Source organism: Microvirga sp. GN3 (genome assembly GCF_055792825.1).
Genome location: NZ_JBVVAK010000199.1, coordinates 1 through 12,044 on the forward strand (window position 1 = coordinate 1; position 12,044 = coordinate 12,044).

Sequence of the window (12,044 nt, forward strand, 5' to 3'; positions counted from 1 at the left end):
CGGTGATATGCCGCCCGACGCCGCGGTAGCCGATAAAGCGCCCCGTCTGGTCAAATACCGGCAGCCCCGAGACGGACACGTAGCGCTTGCCGCCGTCGGGCGTAGGCCGCGCGAGCTCGAAATCCCGGAACGGCAGGTGTGAGTCGAGCGTCTCCCGGTGTTTGCGCCAGGCTTCCTCATCAGGCTCCAGATAGGGCACCTCCCAGCGCGTCTTCCCGATCTCGGAGCCCAGCGCCGGCGCGTCGGCGAGGCTTTCGGCGAACTCCTGGCGGATGAAGCGATGCTGCGCGTCGGTCTCCCAGTACAAGTCGAAGGAGAATTGCACGAGGGTGCGAAAGCGCTCCTCGCTCTCCCGCAGTGCCTCTCCCGCCCGCTTGCGTTCAGTGATGTCGTTATTGGTCTCCAAGATCGCGACAGGACGGCCCCGTGCGTCCCTTTGCAGAGACCACCGACTCGCCACAATTGCCTGCGTGCCGTCTTTCTTCGTGTGGACGAGTTCCCCTTCCCAGCGGCCAGCGCGGAGCAACTCGGCCGTGATCTCTGCGAGCGGTATGGGGAAGATCGTTTGCGTCAGTTGGTGAGAGATCTGGCCGACAGCTTCCCCTTTGTTCCACCCGTACAGATCCTCGGCGCCGCGATTCCAGTAGGTGATGACGTCGTTCAGGTCGCGCACGAAGATGGTGTCGTGGGTGAGATCAAGCAGCCCGGCCTGCTCGCGCAGCACCATTTCTCGCGATCGGCTTTGCACGGCGAGGAAAGCCGTCACGCCGATTGCCACAAGGCTGAGAAGGCAGTCTGAAAGGGCGACGTTTGGCAATGCATCGTGCTGCGACAGCACATAGCTGAGTATCGTCAGCGCCACGCACACCAGGGCCACGAGCGCGATGCCGCGCCCTTGAAGAAACCTGGCCGAGAGCAGCACAACACCCACGTACAGCACGGCGACGGCGACCTCTGCGGGGGTCATTGTGTCGAGAATGAAGACCCCGACAGCAATGGCGGTGCTAAGGACCGGAAGAACACGCGACTTGGCTATTGGCGGCGAAGCCACATGACCTTGCGCTTGGTTCTGCTCTGTCCGCATGTTGCGCCTCGCAGGGACATGCCTGTATTCCCAGTTCCGGAGCGACGGAGCACAATCCGGCTCGCCCTGCCCAGTCGCCCCATTGGCCGCGAAGGTAGTTTGTCCCGATCGACTTTGCGGGTAAAGCGGCAGCAGCAGGGGGAGCATGAGGAATTGTGGGGCGGCTATGGCGCACAGGGGCAGCCCTCACTTGGTGAGCCAGTCATCGTGTGGCGACGGCTATCTTCTGAAAACCGCTCCATCCCCGACCGCCCCACAGATCCTTATGCTCCCCCTTAGAGCGGACAATCGTGTCCTCGGCCACACCGCCGATACCGCGCAGGGCGGCCAAGCCGTCAATGGAGAGCGGCCACGGCGCCTTCCTGGCCGTGGCGGTGCGCCGCGCTCGCAGGGCGGCAGCGGCCCGAGTGAGTTCGTGGGTGGGGTGGCGCACGTCCATGCCGGCATCGTGCAGCACCAGGTCGCCGACATCGACGAGATGGCCGTCGAGGATCAAGGCGCGCACCGCCTCGGTCATGTCGCAACGGGACTGCCAACCAGCGGCCAGACCGGAGGCCTCCAGGCGGGCGTCAAACCGGAGGATGCTGATCGTGATCGCCTCCAGCCGTCCGGCGATGGTCTCCCACGGCAGTTCGGGCAGATCATAAGTGCGGGGCGCCAGGAACGGCTCGTCGTCAAAGTCCCCTCCCCTGCTCCCCGAAAGCCACGCTTGTCCCCTCAAGCTAAGTGATTGATCCAAGAAGCTATAGCTTAACGGGAAGAAGCAAAACAAGGATTTGCTACGATGAAGGATGCGGCAGACCAGCGCTCTGCAACGCGCCATCCGCAGAGGTCGAGACCGGTGCCGCTGGCGAGCAGGTCTGGAGCCGCCTCAACGAGCATCACGGGCGCTCAATGGCGGCAGAAGCCCTTGTTTTAAGCCATTTCGACACGCTTGTGGGAAGTCCTTCCTTCCCCGGCTGGTTAACAAAAGGACTTGAGAAACGGTTGCAAACGATCGTTGGCACGCATCTCCTGCAATTGTACAAGCGGTGGCCAAGCTGCTTGAAAACTGCGCCCTACGGGTTTACATACATAACATGGCATATGCGATTACCATGAGAGAGCTCCAGAAACTGTCTGCGACCTCGATCGAGCAGCTGCCCGGAGCTGTTCCGGTGCAGAGCGACGGGCGGACAGTCGCGCTGCTCGTTCCCCTGCGCCCCGCCTCCGAGGCGGCTCGCGCACGGTTTCGTCAGGCGCTGGCGAAGGCGCAGTCCCAGCGCTCCCCTGAGGAGCAAGCCGCCCTTGATCGCGAGTTCGGCCCTTGAGCCGGCCACGCGGGGTCCCGGCGGCCTTGGTGGTCGACGCCAATATCCTCGTGGCTGCGGTCCTGGGATCAACGACCGGCGCACATCTGGATCTGATCTCAGGGCGGCGGAGCCTGATCACAAGCGAGGAAGCGTTTGACGAGGCCTACAAGGTGGTTGGGCATGTCAGGCCCAACGATCTCTCCGTTTTGGAAAGCCTGCTTGATCTGCTGACCATCATTGCCCGAGAGGACGTGGCCGACGAAGACACGGCGACGGCCGAAATGGCGCTCAGGAACGCTCCGGCATCCCGCAACGGCAGCATCACTGACGCTCATCTGCTGGCGCTGGCCTGGACCTTGGATGCCGACCTATGGAGCCATGACCGCGATTTCGCGGGAACGGGCTGGCCCTCATGGTCGACCTCAAACCTGTTGGCGGCGGTATAAGCTCCGGGCGTTGCGTGCTTTATGGTGAGTCCGAGAACTGGACCGAGATTAGCGACTCTGATGGCCCCCTCCCCTGCCCCGAAACGGCGCCTGATCGGCTACGCCCGCGTGTCGACCGAGGACCAGATGACGGACGCTCAGTTCATCGAGCTCAAGGCGGCCGGCTGCGGGATAATCCATCAAGAGCACGGTTCCGGGGCGTCCCGGGCCCGTCCGGTTCTCGCTCAGCTGCTCAAGGAAATCCGGGCTGGGGACGTGCTCGTGGTCGTGCGCCTCGACCGGTTGGCACGATCGGTGAGCCACCTGCTTGAGGTCATCGAAGGGCTGGAGAAGAAGGGCGCGCATTTCAAATCACTTCAGGATCCGATCGATACCTCGACGCCTCAGGGCATGTTCTCGCTGCAGGTCCTCGGTGCGGTGGCCCAACTCGAGCGATCGCTGATCTCCGAGCGCACCAAGGCCGGGCTACGGGCTGCTAAGGCCCGCGGGAAGGTTCTCGGCAACCCTAGGGTTCGCGAACACCGCCCGGAAACCATCCGCCGGCTGACACTTGCCCGAGAGAAGCGGTATCTTGAGCCGCTCATTGCCTCGGCCGATCGGTGGATGCCCACGGTGAAGCAGCTGCGGCCGAGCCACCCCTGGGCCAACGTCGTTCAGGTTCTAAATGGATGGGGCCAGAACTGGACGGAGGAGCGCCTTCGTCGCGCTGTTCGGAAACTGGTCTCGCAGCGCATGGCTGATCCGGGGCTGCTTCAGAAATCCCCTCCCCGCTCCTCTGCCGACCGGCTCATGACGCTGATCGCGGGCATTGCCATAGCCGATCCGGATCTGTCGCTGCGGGACATTGCGGCCCAACTCGAACGCATGCGCGAGCGAACCCCGCGCGGCGGGACGAAATGGAACGCCTCGTCCGTCAAGCAGCAACTCGATCGAGCGCGAAGGGCTGGGCTGAGTCCGCCGGCATCCGTGCACGACGCGGAGTAGCGCGTGCCAGCAGATATGGTTAACGCACGAGGCCTAAGGTGAAGCGGGCCCACCCGCGGCGGGCCGCTTTCGTTGAGACTGAAAGATAGCTATCGGGGAGTCGAAGCGCTCTCAGGTTCCTTCCGGTTCTCTGCGACCAACTCCGAAGGCTCTGTTCACCCCCTCACATAGTCTATGCGGGCCGGGAGTTGATGCTCGGTCAGGCTCTCGGCCTGCACCACGGCACGGGCCACGGCATGGGCCATTACGGTGGCAGCGATTGCCCCGATGGCCGAAACATCGGCCCGGAAGGATGAGGCCTTGCCGGAGGACAGGGCAAAGATCGTATCATCCTCCGATATCGTGTACACCGGATTGATGGTGCGGGCAAAGCCGTCATGGGCCATCTGCGCGATCTTGCTCATCTCGGTCCTGCTGAACGGCACGTTTGTGGCCACCGCTCCGATCGTCGTATTGCTGCCAGGAGATGTTACGACGCGGTAGCCATCCATAATAGCCGCCATCGTGACGCGGAACCCCTGCCCGTCCTCTCGTCTGGCGCCGGCGAGGATCTGGCGGGAGTCGGGATGGTAGATGTCGCCCACGGCATTCACAGCCGCGATGGCGCCGACCACGATATCAGTCCCTGGAACCCGGTGGCTGGCAGTAATGACGGAAGTAGCTCACTTCCAGACCCATGGTTAACAAGTGAGCTTGCACGTCCCCTTGATCTAGTACCAGCAATCAACCTGATAAGGGATGGGCCCACCAATGGTGCGTTTTACACGTGTAAAAAGCTTCATGTGCGAGCCTGGGAGGATCACATCGTTTTGGGTTAGAAACGTCGGGGCGGAAACCGTGGTGACACGGCGGTCTTCCATCTGGCCTGGGTTTCTCTTAGCCGCGAGCACTTTGCACCGCCAGCATGCATGTCAAACAGTTGTCGGCGGCCCCCGGTATGAAGGGGAGGGGCTTTGACTCGCATCCTCGAATTTACAGGTGTAAAATACGATGTCTTGTGGTCTGCGGCTCCGGACCTGACAACACATGGCGGTCATCTAATCAAGGAACAGTAGCTGAAGCACACGGTCGACATTATACCAGCCAGATATCAGGATCTCAAAACTGTCCTTGGTGCTGAAAAGGGCAGGGCAATAGAAGCTAAAGGCGCCTCTACTGACGTCGCCCGATGGATGTGAGGCTGTCGCTGCAGTTTTTACACGTGTAAAAACCTAATGGCTGAGAGTCGTTTGCATCGGCTAAGCGATGCCTGCGCCGCCTTGTACTCGACCGACGTCGTTGACGTCGGGCCGACCAACCAGAAGCGAGAGCTGCTCTACCCGGATTTTACACGTGTAAAATCGAAGGCGGTGTAAAACTCGCACGACTGGAAATCAGGCTTGGACAGCCTGATGTGGTTCCTTGGGTGCTCTTGGTTTCACGGTATGCGGATCGGACTACGCCAGTAGGGAAGGGATGGACTATTTCAGACCACCTTGCTGCAGGGTTTGATGCAGCATACTTGGCAAATTCGAATCAGACCGGCGGTCGCAGGCGGGCGAGGTTGACGAAGCTCTGATCGTCGCCTCCGGGGACGGCAGGCAGAGTTTTTTACATGTGTTTAAAACACTCTGTCGCTGAGAGTTCTCTTTGATCAACAGCTATTTAGCAAGAACGGTTCAGCAGAAGAAGGTGGCCGACGTCTCGTTTCGGGCAGCCCTATTTTAACCTGATGTTAACGTTCTCTGCATTTGATGAGACGGAATTCGGCCGCTCGCCGGCACTTTTCCGTAAGAAGGAGTACCTTGATGGCTCTGCCTCAGCTCAAGAGCGAAGGTCAGGTATCTGCCAGCTCAACATCCAATCGGCCGTCCCGTGTGGGGCTCGACCTCATTGGAGAGCATGCAACCAAGCTCTCCAAAAACCTGCACCGGCAGCTTGAAACCGCTTTTCCGCCGCGGGCTCAAAAGTCCTTTCGCAAGCTGACGTCTGGAGAGGTCGCTAAGCTCCTTGGTGTCGCGGACAGTTACCTGCGGCAGCTCTCGCTGGACGGGAAGGGACCTGACGTGGAGATACAGCCGAATGGCCGACGCCTCTACTCCCTCAAGGACGTCGCGACCCTGCGTGCGTATCTCGACGCAAATGCGAAAGGGGAGCGGCAGTATTTGAAACACCGTAGCGGTAGCGAACACCTTCAGGTGATCGCCTGCACGAACTTCAAGGGCGGATCAGCAAAGACCACAACTGCGGCTCATCTGGCGCAGTATCTTGCCATAAATGGATATCGCGTTCTGGCCATCGATCTGGATCCGCAAGCGAGCCTCTCAGCCGTCCACGGCCTCCATCCAGAGCTCGACGTCCTAGAGAACCAGACCCTTTATGGAAATATCCGCTACTCCGGTGCGAGAATTCCGCTCAAGGACATTATCCGGCCAACCTATATTGAGGGCTTGGAAATTATCCCTGCGAACCTCGAGCTCATGGAGTTCGAGCACGAAGTGCCAATGGCTCTCCAGAACAAGCAGGAGGGAAAGCGCTTCTTCGACCGCGTAAACGGCGCGCTTGAGACCGTGCATCATAACTACGATCTCGTTGTGATCGATTGTCCTCCTCAATTGGGATATCTGACGCTCTCAGCTCTCAGTGCCGCGACAGGCATCGTGATCACGGTTCATCCACAAATGATGGACGTGATGTCTATGGCTCAGTTCCTAACGATGACCAAGGACCTGCTAAGCGTGCTTAAAGATGCGGGCGGCAATACAGAGTACGACTGGCTCAAATATCTCGTCACCCGCTATGAGCCAAACGATGTGCCTCAAGCCCAAATGGTTCAGTATCTCCGTAAGATGTTCGGAGACTATGTTCTTGACAATGAAATGCTAAAGAGCACTGCCGTCTCAGATGCCGGCATTATGAAGAAGACCATTTACGAAGCCGAGCGCGCGGACTTTACGAAAGGCACAATCGACCGCGCGATTGAGTCCATGAACGCCGTCAACCGCGATATCGAAACGCTGGTTCTGCAGGCCTGGGGGAGGATCTAATGGCAAAGAGTGCGAAGCGACTGGCAGCGTTCCTCAACACGGAAGAGTCTGATCCTGTGAATCCGGAGCCCGCATATGAAGACAAGCTGCGGGCTGTCTCCGAAACCATCTCCGAGTTAACTGTTGAGCCCGGGCCAAGTGGCGTTCCCGTTATCGTAGAGCCATCTGACAGAAAATCAGGGGCGGGGGAGGGGGCTTCAGCGACCCTGAGTACCGATCTTGAGATCTCTGATATTGCCCCGACGGTCTCCGCGACGCTCGTGGAGATCCCTGAAACGGTTACGGCGGTACCTCAGAAAGTCGGGAGCGAGATTGAAACTGAGAATACTTCTCAGACAGTGTCCAAAAGTCTGCTTCGGCAGAGTGCGCCTACAAGCCAAGTGATGAAGCGCTTAAGTACAATGGTTCGTGACGACTCACACGAACTAGAGGACTTGAAGGCACTCGTTGAGAGCGGGCAAACGGTCGTTGAACTAGATCCGAGCCTGATCGACGAGTCCTTCATCCGAGACCGAATGGAGGATGGCACCCAGTCGATCGCTGATCTGGCACATCAGATCGAGAGCCAGGGTCAGCTTGTTCCGATCCTAGTGAGGCCTCATCCTCAGCAAGATGGGCGATACCAGGCTGCTTATGGGCATCGACGCCTGAAGGCCGTCGCTTCGCTCGGGATGAGAATCCGCGCGGTCGTCAGGCAATTGACTGACGTTGAGCTCATTGTGGCGCAAGGCCAGGAAAATAACGCCCGACTTGACTTGAGCTTCATTGAGAAGGCGCGATTTGCGGCTGCGATGAAAGCGAAGAAGTTCAACCGTGAGACGATTGCGGCAGCGCTCGGCATCAGCAACCAGTCTCAGATCACTTGGTACTTGCAGGTGGTCGAACGGATTCCAGCCACTGTTATCGACGCGATTGGCCCAGCTCCAGAGATCGGTCGCAAACGCTGGCTGCCCTTGGCCGAACTGTTCCAGAACGATGCATCCGCGCTAGAGAAAGCGAAGGCGTTCATCAAGACGCCCGCCTTTAACGCTCGGGAGACGAACGAGCGCTTCAACTCCCTCGTCGAGGAGGTGACCCGCAAAGATCGGCCAGCACGTGCTGAGCTTGGTTACTGGGAAGCTTCCGATACACGCGTCAAGGCAACAATCAACTTTACGTCTAAGCGTTGCACGCTGCAGATCGACCGCAATGTCGATGCGGGCTTTGCCGAGTTCGTTGTCAATAACCTTGATGCTCTGTATGCCAAATACTCTGGGCAATCGGAAGGCTAACTGTACTCGAAGCAAAGGGCAGCATTTCTGCTGCCCTTTAATCGCTATGGCTGGCTAGAACCGGGCCTGTCTTCATCCGATTGTCGCCCTGGACCCAAGAGAGGTGAGCTGATCGGCTACTTTTACCAGCTGGCACGGATCTCGTTGCGCCGCTTGACGTTGCCTGCTTGCCCCGTCCCGGCGTGGGGACGCCTGAACCTAATGTACATTCATCAGGGCGTGATAAACCGACCGTTTGAAGACGTCTTTCAAGCCATTCTGTTAACCAGCGGACAAGGGGAGGGCTTCCCCGCAACTGGCGAAAATGCTCTGAAAACAAGGGTTTTAGCGGCTCGGCTGACGAGGAGAGGCCAACAAAAGCCTCTGTGATCTGATCCCAAACGAAGCCACTCGCGATGCTGTCCGACAAAACAGCGTGCATCCTAAGCACAGGTCGTAGTGAGTTCCTGTTTAGCTCCCTCTGTTACGATTGTACATAATTTTATCAATAGCTTAGCCGTCGAGACGAAGCGTAGCTTTCGGATGCGCGTTCTGTCGTGAACACCTGGACGAGGAGTATCGTGAGCTGGCACAGGGTATGGCGGCTGCGCTCTGTCGTAAGCGGCCAGGTCCGCTTAGTTCAGGGCAGTCGCGAACTTGGGCGTGCGGCATCATCTATACTCTAAGGCAGATTAACTTCCTCTCGGATCAGCTAACACAGCCCTACATGACGATCGCGGACTGACCTGCCCCTGAACTTCCATCCAGTGGCGTTTAGAGCCTTGGCAGGTTTTGAAACTCGAAGGGCGTTAGCAGCAGCCGTAAAAACTCGACTGAAGGCAAATGGCGGCTGTTTTGCTGCCGAAAGTTCTCATGCTATCGTTGTAACCTGAGCGACCGTCGGGAAGGATCCCAGATGACGCGCTTCTTTTCTTACCTTAGTAGCCGGTTCCGAATCGGGGTGGTCTTGCTACCAATTGCGGCAGGGGGAGTTCCGGCTGCCGCAGCTGAGGAGGCCGCAATGTCGGGCGAGCAGCCTCCACCAGCAGACCCAGTTGCGGCCGCTATCGGCCAGGTGAGCCCAAGTCCTTCCCAATGGCGTCCCACTCTCGCTGATCTCGCCCGCTCGGCATCATTGGTGTTCCGTGGCAGGGCCTCCGAGCAGGTAAGCGAGCGCGATCCGCGCGGTCTAATCGTCACACGCACCCGGTTCGAGGTCGACGAGGTGTTGATTGGGCCCTCCGAGACGCGTTCTGTAGCGCTCACGACTCTTGGAGGGAGGGTCGGGAATGAGGTGATGATGGTCACCCACGTTCCGCGTTTTGTGCCCGGGCCCACCTATATCGTTTTTGCGGAGCCGGGCCGACCTATGAATGCCACCTCCATTCGCTTTGCGGAGCCGGGCCGACCTGTGGGTGACGAGAACGGCGTATTCATCGTCGACGCCGGGCGCAACATCGTCCGGACTGCGACAGGTCGCATCGTTCTCGGCGTGGAGGACGGAGACCTGCGCCTCGGGGCTTTCCTGCCGGCAGACGGAGCCGATCCCAGATCGAGAGCCGGCAGCGAGCGAGCGCCGACCGTCTCCGGAGAAATTGTCGCCGCAGAGACGGCAACGGTACCGGAACAGCAGCTGCCCGGGGCGACACCGGAGGAGTTTGTGAGGGCGATCCGGGCGCTCGGTGCCGCTCGCTGATGCTCGACCGCTGAGAAGGGAGGGGCCTATGGTACGGTTCTGGGCTGGCGCGCTGGGTGTGGTGCTCAGCCTGACCGGCATCGCCGATGCCCAAGCTTTCGTGATTTGCGGGTTCCACGAGCGGCCTTTCATTATGCGAGCCATCTTCTGGAACTCTGAGTTCTGGGTCGACATGGTCGCGAACGAGGCGGGTAAATGGAACGCCGTACATCCGATCGTGTCCATCAATCGTGAGCGCCGGTCCACAGTGCCGACCGGACGCGACAACCTCAATGTGGTCTCCTGGCTCTCGGATGCCTCGATGCAGTCCGCTTACGGCTCGGGCTGGGGCACGAGCGTCGGGCGCACGATCATTTGGCTCGACGGCGAATGCGGCCGGATAATCGAAGCAGACATGATGTTCAATCCGAGCATCACGCTCTTCACCTCGCAGCAGCAGGTACCATACTCGCTCGGCTTTCAGGAGATCGCGCTGCACGAACTTGGGCATGCGCTGACCCTCGATCATGAGGAGACGACGCCGGCCGTAATGACGGGACCGGACACCGTAAGCAACGTGCTCTACACCCAGGATAAGGTCGGGTGGTTCCGCTCGGCGCAGTTCCGGTTCTCGCCCCAGGACAAGAGCGACGTGGGGATTTTCCCGCTGCGCGTCGCCGGTGGCGCGAAGCGATTCGCCACAATCAGCCCTTCGACGGTTGCGGCAGGTTCGACGTTCACGGTGCGTGATATCTCGGTCGAGAATCTGAGCTCCGGGATCACCTTTCCTAACCCGCAGTTCAGGGCGTTTCTGGTCCCAACATCGGGCGCTTTCATAACTACATTGGGGACGTTCAACTGGGCAAGCTTCTGCGCGTTCTGCAGCTGGGGCGGAAATCTCACGTTCAGTGTGCCGGCCGGCCTCACTCCCGGCCAGTACCGACTTTGGATCGAATTCAGCGGCTCAGACAGCGATCTCAGCAACAACGTCGCGCAAATCGGACTTATAACCGTCCCATGACGCCGCGGAGCTAGTCCTTGGCAAGTTCCTCGGCACCGTTGCATTAACCTTGGCATTATAACGAGGGGCGGCTTACCAAGGAGCCGCCCCGTTGTCTCTGTTCAGGCGTCGCCGCTTTCCGGTTACGATCATCCTTCTATGCGTGCGCTGGTACTGCAAGTATGGGATCAGCTATCGCGATCTCACCGAGATGATGCAGGAGCGCGGCGTCGCGGTCGATCCCTCCGCCCTCTTCGACCTGTGAGAAAATCCTCTGATGGACTGACTGGCGCAGCTCAGGCCATGCCGTGCTCCCGTAATGCGAGCAAGACAGAACACGATCGATGTGCGGAAGATGCTTCCTGGAAAGATGCACGCTTGGGCCAGAATGCCTTACCCGTTGCTCCCGTCAGGCGGTGCGGGGGTAAATCGTGGAAGCTAGCGCAGACGAATCCATTGCTGGATGTTGTAGGTCAGCACGGCCCAGAGGGCTTCGGTGCTGACCTTCCTCAAGCCACGAACATGGAAGCGCCGGAGAGCAAGCTTCTCTTTCAGCCAGGCATTGACCAGCTAGGGTCAGAACAAGAGCAGTTCCTATTGATACGGTAAGATAGAACGGAGCAACAACCTTCCAAAAATTCCCGTAGACTAATCGCCCAGCGGGAAGAAAACAGGGTACTCACCTCAATCAGGTAGACATTTGAAACTATTGTATCAATCAGCTGTATCAGGCTAATCCGGACAGCGCCGCTCTCGTGGACGACACTCCCAAGAGCTGTGCGCTTTTCTATCAGGTGTTCAGCCCTGGATGACGGCTTGAACATCAAGTTCCAAGCTGAATTCCGCACTTGCGGAGGCCGTTCGGTCAGCTCACCAACCCTCGTTCTTGCTACGTAATACGTTACGGTATCAATAGGAACCTCTCTTGTTCTGACCCCTTTCTGTCGCGTCCGCTGGTGACGGTGCCGCTCGCGGCGAAGCTCTTGCAGGTCACGCCCAAGGCCATCGATCTGATGCTGACGCAGCTCGGCGGCGCGCTGCCGCGCGAGCTCACCGATCGCACCCGCTACCGCGCCTGGGGCATCGTTTAGAGCCTCCGCACAGGCGGCGCCTCCTTGTCGCCTTACTGCCATGCTTCAGGGCTTCCGGACATACGTCAACGTGAGGAGGCAGCTTGTTCGAGGATCATGGGAGCACGCGGATCGATCTGGTCTGTCCGCGCTGCCAGCAGCTGTTCAAGGTCCGGCTGCGGAAGCTGCAGTTCGGAGCCGATCTGACCTGCCGCCT

General features: G+C 59.3%; 10 protein-coding genes and 3 pseudogenes. 10 read left to right on the forward strand and 3 right to left on the reverse strand.

The window, feature by feature from the left end; all coding sequences use genetic code 11:
* Together ACS5Q1_RS42385 and ACS5Q1_RS42390 are read right to left on the reverse strand one after the other, a co-directional pair.
* Positions 1-1,084 (reverse strand): PAS domain-containing protein (locus ACS5Q1_RS42385; RefSeq protein ID WP_473103861.1); only part of this gene is annotated, 1,084 nt, incomplete at its 3' end.
* A 202-nt stretch (positions 1,085-1,286) separates the two neighbouring features.
* Complete coding sequence (locus ACS5Q1_RS42390; RefSeq protein ID WP_473103862.1) at positions 1,287-1,805, reverse strand: hypothetical protein; 519 nt, start codon at positions 1,803-1,805, stop codon at positions 1,287-1,289.
* Positions 1,806-2,181: 376 nt separating this feature from the next.
* Here ACS5Q1_RS42390 and ACS5Q1_RS42395 point away from each other — a divergent pair, with 376 nt between their 5' ends.
* Genes ACS5Q1_RS42395 through ACS5Q1_RS42405 form a run of 3 tightly spaced genes read left to right on the forward strand, consistent with a single transcriptional unit; the run spans position 2,182 to position 3,806 of the window.
* A complete protein-coding gene (locus tag ACS5Q1_RS42395; protein ID WP_201842194.1) occupies positions 2,182-2,394 on the forward strand; it encodes a hypothetical protein in 213 nt (70 codons plus the stop codon).
* Entirely contained in the window at positions 2,391-2,822 is a 432-nt protein-coding gene (locus ACS5Q1_RS42400) for a PIN domain-containing protein (RefSeq protein ID WP_473103863.1), read from the forward strand. Before ACS5Q1_RS42395 ends, ACS5Q1_RS42400 begins: the two co-directional genes overlap by 4 nt.
* 60 nt (positions 2,823-2,882) lie before the next feature.
* Complete coding sequence (locus ACS5Q1_RS42405) at positions 2,883-3,806, forward strand: recombinase family protein (protein ID WP_473103864.1); 924 nt, start codon at positions 2,883-2,885, stop codon at positions 3,804-3,806.
* Positions 3,807-3,961: 155 nt separating this feature from the next.
* Here ACS5Q1_RS42405 and ACS5Q1_RS42410 read toward each other — a convergent pair.
* Positions 3,962-4,453, reverse strand: a pseudogene (locus tag ACS5Q1_RS42410) (P1 family peptidase); the annotation flags it as partial.
* Positions 4,454-5,593: 1,140 nt separating this feature from the next.
* Here ACS5Q1_RS42410 and repA point away from each other — a divergent pair.
* The 7 genes and pseudogenes from repA (at position 5,594) to ACS5Q1_RS42445 (ending at position 11,848) form a co-directional block, all read left to right on the forward strand.
* Positions 5,594-6,832, forward strand: coding sequence for a plasmid partitioning protein RepA (repA, locus tag ACS5Q1_RS42415; RefSeq protein WP_473103865.1), 1,239 nt, complete (start codon positions 5,594-5,596; stop codon positions 6,830-6,832).
* Positions 6,832-8,103, forward strand: coding sequence for a plasmid partitioning protein RepB (gene repB, locus ACS5Q1_RS42420; RefSeq protein ID WP_473103866.1), 1,272 nt, complete (start codon positions 6,832-6,834; stop codon positions 8,101-8,103). The genes repA and repB overlap by 1 nt, the downstream gene beginning before the upstream one ends.
* Positions 8,104-8,641: 538 nt before the next feature.
* Positions 8,642-8,827 (forward strand): annotated as a pseudogene (locus ACS5Q1_RS42425) (DUF6398 domain-containing protein); the annotation flags it as partial.
* A gap of 276 nt (positions 8,828-9,103) precedes the next feature.
* On the forward strand, positions 9,104-9,778 hold the full coding sequence (locus ACS5Q1_RS42430) for a hypothetical protein (RefSeq protein WP_473103867.1): 675 nt from the start codon (positions 9,104-9,106) through the stop codon (positions 9,776-9,778).
* A 28-nt stretch (positions 9,779-9,806) separates the two neighbouring features.
* The gene (locus ACS5Q1_RS42435) at positions 9,807-10,778 is read left to right on the forward strand and encodes a zinc metalloprotease (RefSeq protein WP_473103868.1); all 972 of its coding nucleotides are present in this window, start codon (positions 9,807-9,809) and stop codon (positions 10,776-10,778) included.
* 91 nt (positions 10,779-10,869) lie between these two features.
* Positions 10,870-11,013, forward strand: a pseudogene (locus tag ACS5Q1_RS42440) (IS6 family transposase); the annotation flags it as partial.
* 592 nt (positions 11,014-11,605) lie between these two features.
* Complete coding sequence (locus ACS5Q1_RS42445) at positions 11,606-11,848, forward strand: helix-turn-helix domain-containing protein (RefSeq protein WP_473103869.1); 243 nt, start codon at positions 11,606-11,608, stop codon at positions 11,846-11,848.
* Positions 11,849-12,044: the final 196 nt, after the last annotated feature.